Source organism: Streptomyces sp. NPDC053048, assembly GCF_044547045.1.
Lineage (GTDB): Bacteria > Actinomycetota > Actinomycetes > Streptomycetales > Streptomycetaceae > Streptomyces.
Genome location: NZ_JBITZS010000001.1, coordinates 872,400 through 892,430 on the forward strand (window position 1 = coordinate 872,400; position 20,031 = coordinate 892,430).

General features: G+C 68.5%; 15 protein-coding genes and 1 pseudogene. 13 read left to right on the forward strand and 3 right to left on the reverse strand.

The features are described 5' to 3' along the window. Positions 1-20 precede the first annotated feature (20 nt). The 4 genes from ACIG36_RS04255 (at position 21) to ACIG36_RS04270 (ending at position 6,460) form a co-directional block, all read left to right on the forward strand. Entirely contained in the window at positions 21-803 is a 783-nt protein-coding gene (locus tag ACIG36_RS04255) for a DsbA family protein (protein WP_399921568.1), read from the forward strand. A gap of 245 nt (positions 804-1,048) precedes the next feature. Then, on the forward strand, positions 1,049-5,311 hold the full coding sequence (locus ACIG36_RS04260) for a LamG domain-containing protein (RefSeq protein ID WP_399921571.1): 4,263 nt from the start codon (positions 1,049-1,051) through the stop codon (positions 5,309-5,311). Positions 5,312-5,413: 102 nt separating this feature from the next. Next, the gene (locus tag ACIG36_RS04265; protein ID WP_399921574.1) at positions 5,414-6,013 is read left to right on the forward strand and encodes a hypothetical protein; all 600 of its coding nucleotides are present in this window, start codon (positions 5,414-5,416) and stop codon (positions 6,011-6,013) included. Between the two features lie 27 nt (positions 6,014-6,040). Next, a complete protein-coding gene (locus tag ACIG36_RS04270; RefSeq protein ID WP_399921577.1) occupies positions 6,041-6,460 on the forward strand; it encodes a hypothetical protein in 420 nt (139 codons plus the stop codon). Positions 6,461-7,048: 588 nt separating this feature from the next. Here ACIG36_RS04270 and ACIG36_RS04275 read toward each other — a convergent pair. Next, positions 7,049-7,312: pseudogene (locus ACIG36_RS04275) on the reverse strand (tyrosine-type recombinase/integrase); the annotation flags it as partial. Between ACIG36_RS04275 and ACIG36_RS04280 the strand changes: the two are divergent. The 3 genes from ACIG36_RS04280 to ACIG36_RS04290 are packed head-to-tail and all read left to right on the forward strand — an operon-like array spanning position 7,299 to position 8,599. After that, positions 7,299-7,688: a DUF5958 family protein gene (locus tag ACIG36_RS04280; RefSeq protein WP_399921580.1), complete on the forward strand. Its 390-nt coding sequence runs from the start codon at positions 7,299-7,301 to the stop codon at positions 7,686-7,688. The pseudogene ACIG36_RS04275 and the gene ACIG36_RS04280 overlap by 14 nt on opposite strands. A 49-nt stretch (positions 7,689-7,737) precedes the next feature. Continuing rightward, the gene (locus ACIG36_RS04285; RefSeq protein WP_399922196.1) at positions 7,738-8,043 is read left to right on the forward strand and encodes a polymorphic toxin-type HINT domain-containing protein; all 306 of its coding nucleotides are present in this window, start codon (positions 7,738-7,740) and stop codon (positions 8,041-8,043) included. Next, a complete protein-coding gene (locus ACIG36_RS04290) occupies positions 7,988-8,599 on the forward strand; it encodes an SMI1/KNR4 family protein (RefSeq protein ID WP_399921583.1) in 612 nt (203 codons plus the stop codon). The genes ACIG36_RS04285 and ACIG36_RS04290 overlap by 56 nt, the downstream gene beginning before the upstream one ends. A 307-nt stretch (positions 8,600-8,906) precedes the next feature. Here ACIG36_RS04290 and ACIG36_RS04295 read toward each other — a convergent pair whose 3' ends face one another. Both ACIG36_RS04295 and ACIG36_RS04300 read right to left on the reverse strand, forming a co-directional pair. Then, a complete protein-coding gene (locus tag ACIG36_RS04295; RefSeq protein ID WP_399921586.1) occupies positions 8,907-9,134 on the reverse strand; it encodes a hypothetical protein in 228 nt (75 codons plus the stop codon). Beyond that, a complete protein-coding gene (locus tag ACIG36_RS04300; RefSeq protein ID WP_399921588.1) occupies positions 9,131-9,328 on the reverse strand; it encodes a hypothetical protein in 198 nt (65 codons plus the stop codon). Before ACIG36_RS04300 ends, ACIG36_RS04295 begins: the two co-directional genes overlap by 4 nt. 156 nt (positions 9,329-9,484) lie before the next feature. Between ACIG36_RS04300 and ACIG36_RS04305 the strand changes: the two genes are divergently transcribed. The 6 genes from ACIG36_RS04305 to ACIG36_RS04330 all read left to right on the forward strand — a co-directional run bounded on the left by ACIG36_RS04305 (position 9,485) and on the right by ACIG36_RS04330 (position 20,019). Then, on the forward strand, positions 9,485-10,453 hold the full coding sequence (locus ACIG36_RS04305) for a helix-turn-helix domain-containing protein (RefSeq protein ID WP_399921591.1): 969 nt from the start codon (positions 9,485-9,487) through the stop codon (positions 10,451-10,453). Between the two features lie 118 nt (positions 10,454-10,571). Further along, positions 10,572-11,741, forward strand: a complete 1,170-nt coding sequence (locus ACIG36_RS04310; RefSeq protein WP_399921594.1) for a hypothetical protein — start codon at positions 10,572-10,574, stop codon at positions 11,739-11,741. Positions 11,742-11,823: 82 nt separating this feature from the next. Continuing rightward, positions 11,824-12,717, forward strand: a complete 894-nt coding sequence (gene lgt / locus ACIG36_RS04315; RefSeq protein ID WP_399921597.1) for a prolipoprotein diacylglyceryl transferase — start codon at positions 11,824-11,826, stop codon at positions 12,715-12,717. 190 nt (positions 12,718-12,907) lie between these two features. After that, the gene (locus ACIG36_RS04320) at positions 12,908-13,639 is read left to right on the forward strand and encodes a VIT1/CCC1 transporter family protein (protein WP_399921600.1); all 732 of its coding nucleotides are present in this window, start codon (positions 12,908-12,910) and stop codon (positions 13,637-13,639) included. A gap of 331 nt (positions 13,640-13,970) precedes the next feature. After that, positions 13,971-18,566 (forward strand): glutamate synthase large subunit, encoded by a 4,596-nt coding sequence (gene gltB, locus ACIG36_RS04325; protein ID WP_399921603.1) that lies wholly within the window; start codon positions 13,971-13,973, stop codon positions 18,564-18,566. Next, the gene (locus ACIG36_RS04330; RefSeq protein ID WP_399921606.1) at positions 18,559-20,019 is read left to right on the forward strand and encodes a glutamate synthase subunit beta; all 1,461 of its coding nucleotides are present in this window, start codon (positions 18,559-18,561) and stop codon (positions 20,017-20,019) included. The genes gltB and ACIG36_RS04330 overlap by 8 nt, the downstream gene beginning before the upstream one ends. Positions 20,020-20,031: the final 12 nt, after the last annotated feature.

The following is a 20,031-nucleotide window of genomic DNA, read 5'->3' on the forward strand; positions in this document are numbered from 1 at the left end:
CCGGTTCGTTGTAGGGGGATGTGAACCAGAAGAGCAACGACGCAAAGCGCAGCGCCCGCGAGCGGCTGCAGGAACAGCGCCAGCGGGAGGAGTCCCGCGCCAAACGCAAGCGGACCCTGATCGCGGGCGTCGTGGTGGTCGCCGTGCTCGGCGCGGGCGGCGGCATCGCGGCCCTGGTCGCCTCCTCCGGCGGCGGCAAGGACAACAAGCAGACCTCGGGCCCGCTCGTCGCCCCCCGCGGCGCCGCCGGCAAGGACAACCTCGCCATCCCCGTGGGCAATTCCGCCGCCAAGGCCTCGCTCGTCGTCTACGAGGACTTCCGCTGCCCGGCCTGCGCCCAGTTCGAGAACGGCTTCCGGGACACGATCCACGACCTGGAGGCGAAGGGGAAGCTGAAGTCCGAGTACCACCTGGTCACCCTGATCGACAAGAACATCCCCGGTTCGGGCTCCCTCCACGCCGCGAACGCGGCGGCGTGCGCGCAGGACGCCGGCAAGTTCACCGCCTACCACGACGAGCTCTACCGCAACCAGCCGCCGGAGACGGACGACGCCTTCGGCAAGAAGTCCCGCCTGCTGGAACTGGCGGACAAGGTGAGCGGCCTGAACACCCCGACCTTCCGCAAGTGCGTCGAGGACGGCACCCACAACAGCTGGGTCCAGAAGTCCCAGGACACCTTCAGCACATCGGGCCTCCCGGGCACCCCCACGGTCCTGCTCAACGGCAAGAGCATCTACGGCCCCACGACCCCGCTGACCCCGCAGAAGTTCCGGGAGATGGTGGAGGCGGCGCAGAAGGGGTGAGGGTGGGGCCCAGATGTCCCGCTGACCGCTGGGCGTGATGTACGACACAACTGTCATGTATCGCTTTTCCGCATGAATTTCCTGGAATCTCCCTATCTCTCTGACGTAGGCCCCGCACAACACGTGCCCCTATCGTCACACCTCGCGACCATGCGTCAGGCTCTGGGGAGGGCTGGGGGATGTTTCGTCATGCGCGCGTGCGCGCCTTGGGTGGTGCTGCCGTTTGGGGGCTCGGTCTCTCTCTGATGGCCGGGGCACTGCCGGACCAGGCGGTGGCGAGAGCCGCAGGCTCAGGCCCGCCCAGCAGGGCTTCATCCACCGTGTCCGATCAGGCCGGTGATGGGTCGGGCCCCTCGGAGGCCGAGGCGTTGGCTCTGGCGAAACGTTCGGGCAGGGATGTGGAAGTGGCGTCCCGACGCGGTGAGCGCTCTGACGTGGTGGCCAAGCCCGACGGAACGCTGGAGGCGCGAGAGTATCTGCGGCCGGTGAGGGCGCGGGTGGACGGCCAGTGGAAGCCGGTGGACGCCACTTTGGCGAAGACCGCCGAAGGCGGCGTCTCGCCTCGGGCGACGACTGTCGGGGTGACGTTCTCCGGAGGCGGCGACGGGGCCCTGGCCCAGCTGGACAGGGGCGGACGCAAGCTTGCTCTGAGCTGGCCGTCCAAGCTGCCGGACCCTCGTCTGGAAGGCGACACGGCCACCTACCCGGACGTGTTCCCGGACGTCGATCTGAGACTGGCCGCACAGGCGGACGGCTTCACCCAGCTCCTGGTGGTGAAGTCCGCGAAGGCGGCGGCGAACCCTGAACTGGCCCGGCTCCGTCTGCGCCTCAACAGCGATGGCCTCACCGTTCGGCAGACCGCACAGGGTGGGCTGACGGCCGTCGACCAGGCCGCCGGCGGCACCGTCTTCGAGGCACCGGCGCCGATGATGTGGGACTCCAGTCCGGGCCGGGCCTCGGCGAACAAGACGAACGTGGCCCGGCCCAAGGCGGGCACCGTGAACGTCGCCAGGAACGGCGGGGACGAGCCCGGGGCGGGGGAGTCCGGCAAGCAGGCCCGGGTGGGCGTGGACGTTGCCGACGGCGGACGCGAGCTGGTGCTGACGCCGGACAAGAGCGTTCTGAACGGATCCGGCACGGTGTACCCGGTGTTCATCGACCCGCAGTGGTACACACCGCAGTCGTCCGCCTGGACCATGGCGTCCAGCTACTTCGCGAACGAGCCGCAGTGGAAGTTCAACGGCAAGAGCGACGCGGGCATGGGCTATTGCGACTGGATGCATTGCCAGCCGGAGGACACAAAGCGTCTGTTCTACGAAATAGGTACCTCGAAGTTCGCGGGCAAGACCATCCTGTCGGCGGAGTTCGTGGTCCGGGAGACCTGGTCGGCCTCGTGCGAGAAGAAGGGGGTGCAGCTCTGGCGGACCAAGGGAATCGATTCCTCCACCACGTGGAACTCCCAGAAGGCCTCGGGATTCTGGATCAAGAAGCTGGCGGAGGAATCCTTCGCCCACGGCTTCGAGGGATGCGCGTCCGACGACGCCGAATTCAAGGTCCTGGACGCGGTGAAGGAAGCGGCGTCCAAGGGCTGGTCCTCGATGACGTTCGGGCTGCGGGCCTCGGACGAGTCCGACACCTACGCCTGGAAGCGCTTCTCCGACCGTGCGTACCTGCGGGTGCAGTACAACCAGACGCCACCGCAGATCACCATGGCGCAGCTGTCGATGGAGTACGGCGGCAAGTGCAGGATCCCCGAAGAGGCGGTGCACGTGCGCAGCCTGGGGAAGATCTACGCCGACAACGTCACCGATCCCGACGGCGACGACGTGGCGGTCGAGTTCCAGGCCGAGTGGGACGCGGGTGACGGCAAGGGCAACATCGCGCGCTGGAAGCCGGGACTGACCTCGTTCAAGAAATCGGGCTCGGACTTCGCGATCTCCCTGCCTGCCGACATCAGGGTGGGCACGCCCGTGAACTGGTATGTGCGTTCCTACGACCGGCACGGCTACTCCCCCTGGTCGTACGCGGGGTCGCCCAGCGGCTGCTACTTCGTCGTCGACCCCAAGGTTCTTCCTGCTCCAAAGGTCGAGTCCCGTGATTACCCGGAGTCCAAGCCCGGGTCCTCGCCGGACGGGGACGACCCCTGGTTCGACGGAGTCGGCCGGTACGGCTCCTTCACCGTCGGCCCAGCCCAGAAGGGCATTACCAAGTACATCTATGGAGTCAATGGCGACGCCTCGGAGAAGAACGCGCTGACCACGACGGACGGAGCGGCCAGGAACATCAGGGCCCTTCCAGGCCAGGCGGGGTTGAACTTCCTGACCGTCCAGGCACTGGATGCCGTGGGCAACATGAGCGAGCCGTACACCTATCGCTACAAGGTACGGGCCGGCCAACCGGAGCGTGCTGTGTGGTCGATGGACGACGGGCCGGAGGCCAAGGAGGCGCGGGGCACCGCTCCGGCACGTACCGTGCAGCTGCACGGGGGAGCGGCTACCGGAGCCGAGGGCGTGATGGGAACAGCGCTGACTCTCAGCGGTAAGGACGCCTACGCCGGCAGCGACATCCCGGTGGTGGATACCTCTGGGAGTTTCACGGTGTCCGCCTGGGCCAAGCTCTCGGCCATGCCCTCGGAGCCGGCGGCCGTCGTCACCCAGGCGGGTAACCACTCACCGGGCTTCGGGCTGTATTACTCCAAGGACTACGACCGTTGGGCGTTCAGCCAGTTCGCCTCGGACACCGACGGCGCGCTGCCGGTGCGAGTGATGCAGAAAAAGCCCGGTGGGGTCAAAACGGGGGAGTGGACCCACCTGGTGGGCGTCTACGACAGCGGTGCCGGTGAGCTGCGGCTGTTCGTCAACGGCCAGCAGGAGGCGGTCGTGCCGTACACGACACCGTGGGACGCTCGGCGCGGACTGCTGATCGGTGCGTCGTCGGCCAATGGCAAGCCGACCGCCTTCTTCCCGGGACAGATCGACGAAGTAGAGATCTTCAACAAGCCGGCTTCGACGAGCGAGATATCTCGGCTGTACGCGAAAGAGCACGTCCGGGGACCGGGTCGGCCCGCCCGTGCGATCTTCCCGCTGGACGAGGCACCGGGCGCGAAAGAGGTGAGCGGACGCGCCGACGTCATGCCGGCGGTTCTTCACGGCAGTCCCCACCCGGGCGCGGACGGCATCGACGGCAAGGCGCTGGCTCTGGATGGTGTGCGCGACTACGCGACAGTGGACGCGCCGCACTTCAACACCATGGGGGCATTCGCGATCTCCGCATGGGTCCGGCTCCCGAAGGACAAGCCGACGCACACCGCTGTGGTCCTGACACAGGCGGGCACGAACGCCAGCGGAGCCGAGCTGTACTACTCACCCACCTACGACAGGTGGGTTTTCAACCAACACTCCGGCGACGCTGCCGACGCCAAGCAGAACAAGGTCGTTCAGATTGCCGGAACACCTCCTCGAGGCGGTGAGTGGACGCACCTGACCGGGGTCCACGACATCGTGGCAAGAACGCTCACCCTGTACGTCAACGGCGTGGAAGCGGGGTCCGCCCCCATGCCCGACCCGTGGTACGCGGACCGGCAACTGCAGATCGGCGCAGGTTCCTACGCGGGCAAGCCCGACAACTTCTTTCCGGGCGAGATCGACGACGTACGTCTCTACGACCGCCCGGTGTCGGTCGACGAGATCAAGCAGCTGTTCAAACAGCGACCCCTGGTCAAGGGACGCTGGAAGCTGGAGACGGCCTCGGGCACACCGGCAGTCTCCCCGGACGCGCTCACGGACAGCGGGGCTTCGCGCCACGACCTGACGCTGTCGGGCGGGGCCGCCATCGGCACGGGCCATGTCGACAGAGGCAGTCTGCGCCTCGACGGCTCCGACGACGCGGCTGCCACCGACGGGATGCCCGTCGACACCAGCGGCAGCTTCACCATGACCGCCTGGGCGCAGCGAGTGGCGGACAAGCCGGGCCGCGCCATGACCGTGATGAGTGCGGAGGGCAAGGCCCGCAGTGCCTTCACCGTCCGTTACGTGCCGGGCCCGAAGGGGCCGGGGGACACGGATGCCGAGGGCCCCGGGCGCTGGCAGGTGACCTTGGCCGACAAGGATTCGGACAAGGCCGTCACCGTCACGACGGTGGAGAACAGTGCCTTCCAGGACGCGGGTACCTGGAATCACCTGGCTCTGGTCTACGACGGATTCGCCCACGAGCTCCGGTTGTACGTGAACGGCGCGCTGGAGGAGTTCTCCTGCCGCACGGACACGGACGGATCGTCGACTGCGGAATCCACTTGCAAGGACCGATCCTCCCGGACCGGCAACGCCGTGTCGTTCGGCGCCGGCAAGTCATTCCAGCTCGGCCGGTCCATGGGCGTGGGAACGGACGCGGAGTACTGGTCAGGGCAGCTCGACGACGTATGGGCCTTTCAAGGGGCTCTCACCAGGAACCAGATCGAGCGGCTCGCCGCCGGAATTCACGACTTCCCCACCCAGGTACCGAGCGACTGAACCGGCCGGGAGCGCGGCCGGTAAGAGAAGGTTCCGCCGCATGCTGCCGTGCGCAGGACACGCCGTGCCCTACTCAGCTACTCAGCGAGGGATGACGAGAAGATGAAACGCAAGGCCAAGGCGCACAGAGCGAGGTGGCGCAGACGTCTGTCACTGAGCGTGCCCACGCTCCTGGTGGCGTCACTGATGCAAGGCGTGGCCTTCCCGGCAGCGGCCAAGGGGCATGCCCTGCCCGGTGCCCCGGCGCCGGGGAAGCCGGTGATCGGTAAGTCTGCCACGGTCAAGCCGCGCAAGACCGACCCTGCGCCCAAGATGCCGCAGTCGAAACCGAAGGCCGCGTGGCCCAAGGGCGGGAAATCCACGGTTGACCTGTCCAAGGTGCACGGCGGAGCCGGGCGGGCCGTGAAGGCGAACGGCCTGCCCGTGAGCCTCCTCCCCGTAGCGCGGGGCCGGGGGACGAAGGGAGTGACGGCCGCGGCACCCTCGGGGAAGGCCGAGGTGAGTGTCGCCGAACGGAAGGTGAGCAAGCGGGCCGGTGTGGACGGCCCATTGATCGTCATCAAGGCCGAGGCGCCCAAGGCGGGTATGACGGCCCAGACGGTCGCGCCCACCGGGGTCCGCCTCGACTACTCCGGCTTCGCCCAGGCGTACGGAGGCGGCTACGCGTCCCGGCTCCGCCTGATGGAGCTCCCCGAGTGGTGATGCACTCACGACCTGACCGTCAGCGGAGTGCACACGTACCATGTGCTGGCGGGGCAGACTCCGCTACTCGTTCACAACAGCGGACCGTGCGGCCCGGCCAAGGGAGCGGTGGGCGAAGCAAGAGCTGTCCAGGAGCTTCAGGACCGTGGTTACACGATCATGGGGACGCACGTGAAGCTTGAAGCCAAAGACGGGACGATATCGTATGTTGATGTCGTCGCAACCAGGAACGGTCCCGGCATGGGTGCGCCCGAGTATTTTGAAGTGAAGAATGGCCCTTCAGCCAGACTGTCGCCCCAGCAGAAGACTGTGTATGGGCAGCTTGGGGACGGCGGGAATGTGATCCTGCGGTCTGACCAACTGAGTGGTTGGGGCTTGAAGAGTGGCGATTTACTCCCGCAGGCTGACGTCAACGTGATCCTTTATGGCGGGGCAAAGGCATGGTAGGAGGGGTCAGGAAGAGAGCATTCGCAAGCGCCGAGCTCTACTGCATGCGAGACGAGGTGAGTGAAAGGTGAGCTACGACCTGGCGGTTTGGCAAGGGGATGTGCCAGCCGGTGGTCGCGAAGCGGCTAGGGTGCATAGTCGCTTGTACGACGAGTATCTCGACGGTGATGAGCTGTTCCCGGTGGTAAGCGTCATCGCCGACTTCCTGGCCGCCCTTACTGAGCGTTGGCCTGATAGGGATACCGGAGACGAGACGCCCTGGGCTGCAACGCCACTTTCCAAAGGGGCAAGTGGGCCTTACGTTTACATCGCGCTTGCGTGGAGTAGAGCAGATGTGGCGTCTGCGTATGTGGCACAGGTTGCCAACAGGTTTGGATTGAACTGTTTTGACCCTCAGATGAAGGTGCTTCGGTCGGGGTAGCTTCGACTCTCTTGGGGAGTTTTCTGGGGCCCAGTCTCAGGGTTAACTCTCGGCCGCGTGAAATGTATCCCGCTTAAAGGGTCGATAGCGCCAGCACAGTTGAAGCCCCGTCAGGTGCGTCCTGGCGGGGCTTCTGCGTGGGGTGACGGCAGTAGTTGACGGCAACGTCAGTGGACGGTGGCTCCACACAGCGGCGGGTCGTCGCCGTCGTTGCGCGTCGACTTGTCGTTGGCAGGACCGTCAAGGGTGGTGCTGAGGGTGTTGATGGCACCGCGCTGGAGGCGGAGTCGTACGTGGGCGTAGGCGCCGGCGATGACGCCGATGTGGGCATGGCCGAGGAGTTCCTTGATCACGACGAGGTCGACGCCTTGCTCCAGGGGCAAGGTGGCGGTCGAGTGGGGGAGGTCGTGGAAGCGGATGCGGCGAGCATCAGAGCGGATAATCAACGAGTTTGCCCAAGGACTCCGGAGTCTGGAGGATGTTGTGGCCTGGTTCTCTTCGCTGGAGCAGGTTGATCAGAGAGCGGTACTGCGCGAGGTTGTTCGCTACGCCATGCAGGCCCACGCAACAGTGAACGACGCGCGTGAGGGGCTCCTGCGATCAGGCGTCAAGCCAACCATGACCCCGGCAGTGCTGATTGTTCGCGAACCGATTCTCGAACAAATGGGGAAGATTATAAGTCTGCCCCCGAGTGAGTATGTGAAGTCCTTTCGCGTCCTCTTGTTCACGTTTGCTGCGGCTGACACGCGACGAAGGGAAACGGAGTGCCGAGGGACTTGTAGCCACGCGTGGCACAACCTTTCGTAGGCGCCGACGTCATCGGCGCACCGAAGGGTAAATTAGGGACTTCACCGACCTGACAGTCGAAACCGAGTGCGGCGCGGCGAGCACCATCGCCACGAACACGCATCCGTTCTGGGAGGCCGACGAGAAGAAGTGGGTCGACGCGGGAGACCTCCGTCCGGGAGCCCAACTGCGCAGTGTGGAGGGTGAGGCCCTGCGGGTGACTGAGGTCCGCCACTTCGTCAAGCAGCAGCGCACTCACGACCTGACCGTCAGTGGAGTGCACACATACCAGTTTTTTCGGATTTCAAGGAGGAGTCGATATGTCAGGAATCGCCGAACTTCGCCATCTCGTGCCAACGCATACTGGCGCGGGTGAGACCGTCGACTGGATACGGGCGGCAGCGGTTTGGGGAACCCGGCTTCCGGACGACTACGTGGCGTTCATTACGGAGTATGGGGAGGGGCACATCAGTGAATTCCTCTACATTTTCAACCCGTTGTCGACCAAGGGTGACGAATCTCTGAGTCAAATGCTCATGGAGACGAAAACTGCACGTGCTCTGGCCGCCCAGCTACCAGGCCCCTGGGAGTTGCACGAACCGCCCTCTGCCCCACTGATTGCCTGGGGAGTCACTTCCGGTCCCGATATCTTGTGCTGGCTCACTACGGACAAGGATCCCGACCAATGGCCTGTCGTGGTCTTCGGGCGTCATACCGCGTCCCTGCCAACGATCTATAACTGCGGGATGGCGGAGTTTCTGCGGCGCGTGTTCCTTGCCGACTTCGACGAGTGCCCGATGAGTGGTCTTGACCTCTGGGATTTGGCATCGCCGAAGTTCCTGCATTGGCGAGAGGAGCAACGGCTCTGGGACTCCGGGATCAACCCGTGGACGGGGGAGGCCAGCCCCTATGCGGGGATGGAATGGGACTGACGTGGTCCCATCGTGTGTCCCGCTCCGGTGCCAACTGTCCTGCAGGAATCCAAGGACGGGCGTTGGGGCCTGCCTCTCCGCCAGAGGCGCCAACCGGTATGACCGACGGAGAGGCAGGGATCTGTGGGTGCTTACGGGTGAGCCACCCGCAAGTGAACGCCCATGGCCGTGGCCGTCCGGGCGGCGCCTTGGCGGTCACCGGTTCGCAGGGCCTGGGTCATCACACGCTTGATGCTCGCGCACTCCTCGCACCGGGGCGGCGGGGGTGCCGGCACGTGCGCCTCGCTGGCTGCCGTTCCGTTGCTGCTCACCGGCCCCACCTGCGCTCGCTGTGGTGGTTGGCCTTCGCGACCTTTGCGCGTAGTTCCTGTCGGCCGCCTGTGGCCACCGGGCGGACGTTGCCCGGCAGGGCGTCCCACTCGCTGCCGTCGACCCAGCCGCGCAGCCGCACTCGCCCGTCGGCCGTGGCGATCACTAGGCCGACGCGGTCGCGCCCGGCGTCGATGACCCAAGTTCCGGCGTCGTCGCTCATCATCGCCCCACCTTCGTTCCGGCCTGCCGACGGCGGAAGTCGAAGCCGTGTGCCGTTACCCAGAGGGTGACGTCGCTGTCGGGGGTCGCGGGCGGCGCGGGGGTTGTGGCCGGCTGTTCGGTGTGGGCATTGGCTTGGGTTCTGGGGGCGAACAAGGCCCTTACCCGCCCGAACCAGCGGGGGATATGGTCGGTCACGTCGACGCTCCTTCGTAGCGTTGGCCATGCCCCGGGGCCGTGACAGCGGTCGCCGGGGCCTTCGCATGGACCATCGTTGGATCGCGCAGTGCTCACTGGGGAGTTGACCGGCGTTGACTAAACTGGGAGGTACGAGTCAATGCCTAGGGGTTCACCGTGAGCGACTTCGCCGACCTCGCCCGTCGTGCGCTGCGGGACAGTGGCTATTCGATGAGTGCCGCAGCGCGCGCGATCAATTACGACCTGGCCTATCTGTCCCGGGTACTGAACGGGAAGCAGCAGCCGTCGGTGAAGCTGGCGGAGGCTTTGGACCGGCTTGTCGAGGCCGGTGGAGCCCTGGCCGGGACCGTGCTCAACGCTGACGATCAGTCGCGGGTCGCCCGCAGTGCCGGGCAGTCGTCCCGTGTTGATGCGGGAACCGTTGACGCTCTGAGCCGAGTACTGGTCGCCTACCGGCGCTTGGACGACGTCCTCGATCCCAGGTCGGTCATCCCGGCCACCCTCATGCATGTGGACGACATCACCCGCATGCTCAAGGGCGCTCGAGGGGCGCAGCGGGAGCGACTGACGGCGGTGGCGTCGGAGTTCGCCCAGTTCGCCGGATGGATGCTCGCTCAGGTGCGTCGTGACGACGAAGCCGTGTCGATGCTGACCCAGGCGCTGGAGCTCGCGGACGCGATCGAGGACGGCACGCTCGCCGCGCAGGCGTTGAACTTCCGGGGGTATCTCGCACGCCGGCAGGGGCGGCAACAGGGAGTCGCCCGGTGGTACGCCGCCGCCGCGCGCACACCGGGTGCGCACCCCGCGCAACGGCTGGGTGACCTGCTTCAGTCGGCGGCCGGATTGGCGGAGCTCGGGGAGACCGGCCAGGCGTTGCGAGTGGCCGACGAAGCCGAACGGTTGTCGGACCTCGCAGCCGCCGTGCCGCCTCCGGAGACCGCTTACTGGCTCACGCCGGAGTTCAACAGACTCAACATGGGGCTGTGCACCCTGGCCCTGGGTCGCTACGACGAGGCGGTCGATCATTTCTCCACCGGGCTCGCCGGGCTGCCGGACGAGCAGCAAGGCGCCGCCTGGACGCAGGAGCACCGCGATGCGCTGCGCCGTGCCGTGGCCTCCCGCTGATCCGCCATTGTTTGGCCAGCCACCCTTAAGAGGAGGACGGTCAACAGTCTGTGACCCGTCTCCGAGTGTGCCTCTACAGTGCCTCTGGCCTGATGATCTACAGACGAGAGAGCATGCGATGACAGTCGGCGACGGAAAGTCTCCTTCCCTGTCCGACGAGGACTGGGAGCACTTCGCCCGGGACTCTGAGCAGTCCATCCGCGAGTCCGCCCCCAAAGAACCGTCGGCGCGCGCCCGGATGGTCACCGAGCGGCTGCGGCAGCAGGACGAGGAAGCCGCGAAGGCCCGCCGGAAGGGGCTCGGTGGGCTCCTTGGACGGGGAGGCAGGAACGTTCCCCCGTCGCACCCCGAAGGCTGGCGCACCGGGCCCGCCTGGCAGGAGATGAACGGGAAGGCCGCCCGCAAGCGCCGGATTCTCGGTGGCATCGGGGTCGTCCTCGTCGTCGCCGTGGGTGCTGCGATCGTGGTCAATCCCGGTGACATCGCTTCCCGGATACCCGGCGGCTGGGGCAAGGACAAAGGAGCGCCCGAGTCGTCCGAGGGCGCCGCGACCCTCGGGCGGCCCTTCGCCGGGTCGCCGGCGGAGGAGTACGCGGACGGCGCGGCGGGGATCGTGCTGCCCGAGGCCGCTGCCGTGGGCGGGGCGTCGAAGGAGCAGGTCGCCTCGGCGCTGAAGCTGACCAAGGACTTCCTCGTCGCCGCCAACCTCGATCCCGCGACCCTGCGCGGCGAGCGTCCGGCCGCCGCGCTGGAACTGCTCGATCCGCAGCAAGAAGAGATGATCACCAAGGTCAACGCGGGGCTGCGCAAGCCCGATCGGGAGAACGACCCGCTGGCCCTCTTCAGCCGCTTCGACCCGAACGAGGTCCGCGTGGTGGGCGATGTCGTCAAGACGCGGGGCCGGATGACCTTCGCGGAGGGCAAGGACGGCGTCGTCACCATCCACGCCGACTACACCTTCGTCTACCCGCTGACGAAGAAGGAGAACGGTTCCCGGCAGGTCGCGCGCACCATCGTGCGCCGTGTCGTCGACACCGAGATCCTCGATCCCGCCCGCTTCAGCGTGACGCCCGGCAAGCTGGTCATCGCCCGCCACATGATGGACATAGGCAACACCACCTGCGACGTCCACGACGGTTTCATCCACCCGGGATTCCCCAGGCTCGCGGGCCATGGCGAGGAAGAGGGCGAGTCCGGTCCTTCCGTCGACCCCTACGACCGCAGCCGCGGCCTCGGCGCCGACGACGAGGACCGGCAGGGCCGGTGCGGAAAGGTCACTCGGACGTAGACCGTGCATGCCCCTGTTACGCAGCCGTTGTGCCGGGCGGGGTGCCACCTGTGCGTTCCGGCAAGGTAGCGTCGGGGGTGCCATGAATCTCGCATACATTCCCAGCCCCTCGACCGGTGTGATCCATCTCGGGCCGGTCCCGCTGCGCGGCTATGCCTTCTGCATCATCATCGGCGTCTTCGTCGCCGTCTGGCTCGGCAACAAGCGCTGGGTCGCGCGGGGCGGCAAGGCCGGGACGGTGGCGGACATCGCGGTGTGGGCGGTGCCCTTCGGGCTCGTCGGCGGGCGGCTGTACCACGTGATCACCGACTACGAGCTGTACTTCGGCTCGGGCCGGAACTGGGTCGACGCCTTCAAGATCTGGGAAGGCGGCCTCGGTATCTGGGGCGCCGTCGCGCTCGGCGCGGTCGGGGCGTGGATCGGTTGCCGGCGGCGCGGGATCCCGCTGCCCGCCTGGGCCGACGCCGTCGCGCCGGGGCTCGCCGTCGCGCAGGCCATCGGGCGCTGGGGCAACTGGTTCAACCAGGAGCTCTACGGCAAGGAGACCGACCTGCCCTGGGCGCTGAAGATCGACGCCGACCCGGGGATCGGGCGCATCGCCGGTACGTACCACCCGACGTTCCTGTACGAGTCCCTGTGGTGCCTCGGCGTCGCAGCCCTCGTGATCCTCGCCGACCGGAAGTTCAAGCTCGGCCACGGGCGCGCCTTCGCCCTGTACGTCGCCGCCTACACCGTCGGGCGCTTCTGGATCGAGTATCTCCGCGTCGACGAGGCCCACCACGTCCTGGGCCTGCGCCTCAACGGCTGGACCTCCATCCTCGTCTTCCTCGCCGCCGTCGCCTACATGGTGATCTCCGCCAGGAAGGCCCCCGGGCGCGAGCTCGTCGTCGAGCCCGCGGCCGAGGGCGGGGAGGGTGAGGGCGAGTCCGGTTCCGGGCCCGCGGCTCCCAAGGCCGCCAAGCCCAAGAAAATCTGACGCGCCCCAGCGCGTCCCCCGGCCCCCGCCGCCTCCCGCCGCGGGGGCCTTTCCGCGCCATCCCCCTGGCAGAAAGCCGCAGGTCAGGCAGGCCTTCCTTGCTAGCGGATCATGCCCCTTCGTGCGTACCTTCGACTCAGGAGGGGCGGCACAGCCGGGTTCGCCCCTGGGGAAGGGAGCACACGGAGCAATGGCTGTCCTCGACACGGCCGCGGAAACGCACATCGCCCACCGTGACAACCACACGCACCGCGATGTGAACGGCGGCTGGCTGCGTCCCGCCGTGTTCGGTGCGATGGACGGGCTGGTCTCCAATGTCGCCCTGATGTCCGGTGTCGCCGGAGGCACCGCGTCCGCCCACGCCATCGTCATCGCGGGCCTCGCCGGCCTTGCCGCCGGCGCGTTCTCGATGGCCGCCGGCGAGTACACCTCCGTCGCTTCGCAGCGTGAGCTGGTGCTCGCCGAGCTGGACGTCGAGCGGCGCGAGCTGCGCAAGCACCCCGCCGACGAGCAGCGGGAGCTGGCCGCGCTGTACGAGTCGCGGGGCGTGGAGCCCGAGCTGGCCCGCGAGGTGGCCCGGCAGCTGTCGAAGGACCCCGAGCAGGCGCTGGAGATCCACGCCCGCGAGGAGCTGGGCATAGACCCCTCCGACCTGCCCTCGCCGGCGGTCGCCGCCGTGTCCTCGTTCGCCTCCTTCGCGCTGGGCGCGCTGCTGCCCCTGCTGCCCTACCTCCTCGGCGCCACCGATCTGTGGCCCGCCGTGCTGCTCGCGCTGCTCGGGCTCTTCGCCTGCGGCGCCGTCGTGGCCCGGGTGACGGCCCGGTCGTGGTGGTTCAGCGGGCTGCGGCAGCTGCTGCTGGGCGGGGCCGCGGCCGGTGTGACTTACCTCCTCGGTATTGCCTTCGGCACCGCAGTCGGGTAATTCTTATGCGCGCTACCGCATAACGTGCGTGTTTCCTCGCGGTTTCGGTCCACCGGCCGCGGGGCACAATCCGGTAGCGCATGCGGGCAACGCCGCCCGTGCTGTGCTGAGTATCCGGCGCGGCCGGGCCTGGCGATCCCAGGGATCCGGAGCGCCCGCCCACACACCGGGCGTCCACATGATGGACCGACCCTTCCGCTTTTCGAGAAGCGCCGCATCATGTAATCTGCACGAACTTTTGAGCCGCACGAACCTTTTTCTTCGGCGAGGGCCAACGTCGTCCCTCGGCACATGCCTCTGACATGACTGCCAGACGACGACGGGAGCGCCGATGCGCCACGCATCCCACCCCGCCCCGCAGGGGATGTACGACCCGCGCAACGAACACGACGCCTGTGGCGTCGGCTTCGTCGCGACCCTCACCGGCGAGGCGAGCCACGAGCTCGTGGAACAGGCGCTCACCGTCCTGCGCAACATGGAGCACCGCGGCGCCACCGGCTCCGACCCCGACTCCGGCGACGGCGCGGGCATCCTGCTGCAGGTCCCCGACGCCTTCCTCCGCGAGAGCGTCACCTTCCGGCTCCCGCCCGCCGGCTCGTACGCCGTCGGCATCGGCTTCCTGCCCGCCGACGACCAGGAAGCGGCCGCCGCCGTCTCGCACATCGAGACGATCGCCGCCGAGGAGGGCCTGACCGTCCTCGGCTGGCGCGACGTCCCCGTCGCCCCCGACCTGCTCGGCGCCGGCGCCCGCGCCACCATGCCCGCCTTCCGGCAGCTGTTCGTCAGCGACGGCAGGAGCAGCGGACTCGCCCTCGACCGCAAGGCGTTCGTCCTGCGCAAGCGCGCCGAACGCGAGGCGGACACCTACTTCCCGTCCCTCTCCGCCCGCACCATCGTCTACAAGGGCATGCTCACCACCGGGCAGCTCGAGCCGTTCTTCCCGGACCTGTCCGACCGCCGCTGCGCCACCGCCATCGCACTGGTCCACTCCCGGTTCTCCACCAACACCTTCCCCTCCTGGCCGCTCGCCCACCCGTACCGCTTCGTCGCCCACAACGGCGAGATCAACACGGTCAAGGGCAACCGCAACTGGATGCGCGCACGCGAATCCCAGCTGGCCAGCGAGCTGTTCGGCTCTGCCGACCATGGGCACAGCGCCGGTGACGGCGGCGACGGCAGGAGCATCGAGCGCCTCTTCCCCGTCTGCACGCCCGACGCCTCCGACTCCGCCTCCTTCGACGAGGTCCTCGAGCTGCTGCACCTCGGCGGGCGTTCGCTGCCGCACAGCGTGCTGATGATGATCCCCGAGGCCTGGGAGAACCACGCCTCCATGGACCCGGCCCGGCGCGCCTTCTACCAGTACCACTCCACCCTGATGGAGCCCTGGGACGGCCCCGCCTGCGTCACCTTCACCGACGGCACCCTCGTCGGCGCCGTCCTCGACCGCAACGGCCTGCGCCCCGGCCGCTACTGGGTCACCGACGACGGCCTGGTCGTGCTCTCCTCCGAGGTCGGCGTCCTCGACATCGACCCCGCCAAGGTCGTCCGCAAGGGCCGCCTGCAGCCCGGCCGGATGTTCCTCGTCGACACCGAGCAGCACCGCATCATCGAGGACGACGAGATCAAGGCCGCCCTCGCCGCCGAACAGCCGTACAAGGAGTGGCTGGAGGCCGGGCTGATCGATCTGGCCGACCTCCCCGAGCGTGAGCACATCGTGCACACCCACGCCTCCGTCACCCGCCGCCAGCAGACCTTCGGCTACACCGAGGAGGAGCTGCGCGTCATCCTCGCGCCCATGGCCAAGTCGGGCGCCGAGCCGATCGGTTCGATGGGCACCGACTCGCCGATCGCGGCCCTCTCCGAGCGCCCCCGGCTGCTCTTCGACTACTTCACCCAGCTCTTCGCGCAGGTCACCAACCCGCCGCTGGACGCCATCCGCGAGGAACTGGTCACCTCGCTGATCTCCTCCCTCGGCCCGCAGCGCAACCTGCTCGACCCCACCGCCGCGTCCTGCCGCAGCGTCACCCTGCCGTTCCCCGTCATCGACAACGACGAGCTCGCCAAGCTCATCCACATCAACGCCGACGGCGACCTGCCGGGCCTGCAGGCCGCCACCCTCTCCGGCCTCTACCGGGTCTCCGGTGGCGGCGAGGCGCTGGCCGCCCGCCTGGAGGCGATGTGCGCGGAGGCCGACGCGGCCATCGCGGACGGCGCCCGCCTCATCGTGCTCTCCGACCGGCACTCCGACGCCGAGCACGCCCCCATCCCCTCCCTCCTGCTGACCTCCGCCATCCACCACCACCTCATCCGCACCAAGCAGCGCACCCAGGTGGGCCTGCTGATCGAGGCCGGTGACGTCCGCGAGGTCCACCACGTCGCGCTGCTCATCGGTTACGGCGCGGCGGCGGTCAACCCCTACCTGGCCATGGAGTCCGTCGAGGACCTCGTCCGCGCGGGCACGTTTTTTCGGGATCTTCCGGACCTCGCCCCCGAGGACGCCATCCGCAACCTCATCAAGGCGCTCGGCAAGGGCGTGCTGAAGGTGATGTCCAAGATGGGCATCTCCACCGTCGCCTCCTACCGCGGCGCCCAGGTCTTCGAGGCCGTCGGCCTGGACGAGTCCTTCGTCGACACCTACTTCCACGGCACCGCCACCAAGATCGGCGGCGCCGGCCTGGACGTCGTCGCCCGCGAGGTCGCCGCGCGGCACGCCAAGGCCTACCCCGCCACCGGCATCCCCGCCAGCCACCGCCGCCTCGACATCGGCGGCGAGTACCAGTGGCGCCGCGAGGGCGAACCGCACCTGTTCGACCCCGACACCGTCTTCCGGCTCCAGCACTCCACCCGCACCCGTCGGTACGACATCTTCAAGCAGTACACCCAGCGCGTGGACGAGCAGTCCGAACGGCTGATGACCCTGCGCGGCCTGTTCGCCTTCAAGAACGACCGCACCCCCGTCCCCCTCGACGAGGTCGAGCCCGTCAGCGCCATCGTGAGGCGCTTCTCCACCGGCGCCATGTCCTACGGCTCCATCTCCCAGGAGGCCCACGAGACCCTGGCCATCGCCATGAACCGGCTGGGCGCCAAGTCCAACACCGGCGAGGGCGGCGAGGACCCCGAGCGCCTCTACGACCCCGCGCGCCGCTCCAGCATCAAGCAGGTGGCGTCCGGACGCTTCGGCGTGACCAGCGAGTACCTGGTCAACTCCGACGACATCCAGATCAAGATGGCCCAGGGCGCCAAGCCCGGCGAGGGCGGCCAGCTGCCCGGCCACAAGGTCTACCCCTGGGTCGCGAAGACCCGCCACTCCACCCCCGGCGTCGGCCTGATCTCGCCGCCCCCGCACCACGACATCTACTCCATCGAGGACCTCGCCCAGCTCATCCACGACCTCAAGAACGCCAACCCCGCCGCCCGCATCCATGTGAAGCTGGTGTCCGAGGTCGGCGTCGGCACGGTCGCGGCGGGCGTCTCCAAGGCCCACGCCGACGTCGTCCTGATCTCCGGCCACGACGGCGGCACCGGCGCCTCGCCCCTGACCTCCCTCAAGCACGCCGGCGGCCCCTGGGAGCTCGGCCTCGCCGAGACCCAGCAGACCCTGCTGCTCAACGGTCTGCGTGACCGCATCGTCGTGCAGACCGACGGCCAGCTCAAGACCGGCCGCGACGTCGTCGTCGCCGCCCTGCTGGGCGCCGAGGAGTTCGGCTTCGCCACAGCCCCCCTCGTCGTCTCCGGCTGCGTCATGATGCGCGTCTGCCACCTGGACACCTGCCCCGTCGGCATCGCCACCCAGAACCCGGTGCTGCGCGAGCGGTTCACCGGCAAGGCCGAATTCGTCGTCAACTTCTTCGAGTTCATCGCCGAGGAGGTCCGCGAACTCCTCGCCGAGCTGGGCTTCCGCACCCTGGAGGAGGCCGTCGGCCACGCCGAACTCCTCGACACCTCCCGGGCCGTCACCCACTGGAAGGCTCAGGGCCTGGACCTCGAGCCCCTGCTGCACGTGCCGGACCTGCCCGCCGGGGCCGCCCGCCACCGCACCACCGAGCAGGACCACGGCCTGGCCAAGGCGCTCGACAACCAGCTGATCAAGCTCGCCGCCGACGCCCTGAACACCGTCGGCGACGAGGCCCCCCAGCCCGTCCGCGCCCAGCTGCCCATCCGCAACATCAACCGCACCGCCGGCACCATGCTCGGCCACGAGGTGACCAAGAAGTACGGCGGCGCCGGCCTGCCCGACGACACCGTCGACATCACCTTCACCGGCTCCGCCGGCCAGTCCTTCGGCGCGTTCCTGCCCCGCGGCGTCACCCTGCGCCTGGAGGGCGACGCCAACGACTACGTCGGCAAGGGCCTCTCCGGCGGCCGCATCGTCGTCCGCCCCGACCGCGGCGCCGACCACCTCGCCGAGTACTCCACCATCGCCGGCAACACCCTCGCCTACGGCGCCACCGGCGGCGAGCTGTTCCTGCGCGGCAGCGTCGGCGAACGGTTCTGCGTCCGCAACTCCGGCGCCACCGTCGTCTCCGAGGGCGTCGGCGACCACGGCTGCGAGTACATGACCGGCGGCCGGGCCGTCGTCCTCGGCGCCACCGGCCGCAACTTCGCGGCCGGCATGTCCGGCGGCGTCGCCTACGTGATCGACCTCGATCCCGACAACGTCAACAAGGAACTGGCCGACGCCGTCGACACCCTCGACGACGCCGACCGGCAGTGGCTGCACGACGTGGTGCGCCGCCACCACGAGGAGACCGCCTCCACCGTCGCGGCCGGCCTCCTCGCCGACTGGGACACGGCCGTGACCCGCTTCCGCAAGGTCATGCCGGCCACGTACAAGGCAGTGCTCGCCGCCAAGGACGCCGCCGAGCGAGCCGGTCTCACCGAGACCGAGACCCACCAGAAGATGATGGAGGCGGCGACCCATGGCTGACCCGAAGGGCTTTCTGACCACCGACCGCGAGGTCGCCCGCACCCGTCCCGTCGCCGACCGCGTCCGCGACTGGAACGAGGTCCACGTCCCCGGCTCCCTCCTGCCCGTCATCAGCAAGCAGGCGAGCCGCTGCATGGACTGCGGCATCCCGTTCTGCCACAACGGCTGTCCGCTGGGGAACCTCATCCCCGAGTGGAACGACTACGCCTACCGCGAGGACTGGCCCGCCGCGTCCGAGCGGCTGCACGCCACCAACAACTTCCCCGAGTTCACCGGCCGGCTGTGCCCCGCGCCGTGCGAGTCGGCGTGCGTGCTCGGCATCAACCAGCAGCCGGTGACCATCAAGAACGTCGAGGTCACCATCATCGACAAGGCCTGGGAGGCCGGCGGCGTCACCCCGCAGCCGCCCGAGCGGCTCTCCGGCAAGACCGTCGCCGTCATCGGCTCCGGCCCCGCCGGCCTCGCCGCCGCCCAGCAGCTCACCCGGGCCGGCCACACCGTCGCCGTCTACGAGCGCGCGGATCGTATCGGCGGCCTGCTGCGCTACGGCATCCCCGAGTTCAAGATGGAGAAGCGGCACATCAACCGCCGCATCGAGCAGATGCGTGCGGAGGGCACCAAGTTCCGCACCGAGGTGGAGATCGGCCGCGACATCGACGCCGCCAAGCTGCGCAAGCGCTACGACGCCGTGGTGATCGCCGCCGGCGCCACCACCTCCCGCGACCTGCCCGTCCCCGGCCGCGACCTCAAGGGCGTCCACTACGCCATGGAGTACCTGCCGCTCGCCAACAAGGTGCAGGAGGGCGACCTGACGGTCTCCCCGATCACCGCCGAGGGCAAGCACGTCGTCGTCATCGGCGGCGGCGACACCGGCGCCGACTGCGTCGGCACCGCCCACCGCCAGGGCGCGGCCTCCGTCACCCAGCTGGAGATCATGCCCCGGCCGGGCGAGGAGCGGAACGCGGGCCAGCCCTGGCCGACCTTCCCCATGCTCTACAAGGTCACCTCGGCCCACGAGGAGGGCGGCGAGCGGGTCTACTCCGTCTCCACCACCCACTTCGAGGGCGACGAGGACGGCAACGTCCAGTGGCTGCACCTCGTCGAGGTCGCGTTCGTCGACGGGAAGCTCGAGCAGAAGCCCGGCACCGAGCGGCGCATCCCCGCCCAGCTCGTCACCCTCGCCATGGGCTTCACCGGCACGGACGTCAAGAACGGCCTCGTCGAGCAGTTCGGCCTGGAGCTGGACGCGCGCGGCAACATCGCGCGCGACGCCGACTACGCCACCAACGTCCCCGGCGTCTTCGTCGCGGGCGACGCCGGCCGCGGCCAGTCGCTCATCGTCTGGGCCATCGCCGAGGGCCGCTCCGCCGCCCGCGGCGTGGACCGCTACCTGACCGGGACCAGCACCCTGCCGGCCCCCGTCCGGCCGACGGACCGGGCGCTGACCGTCTGACGACGACGCCCG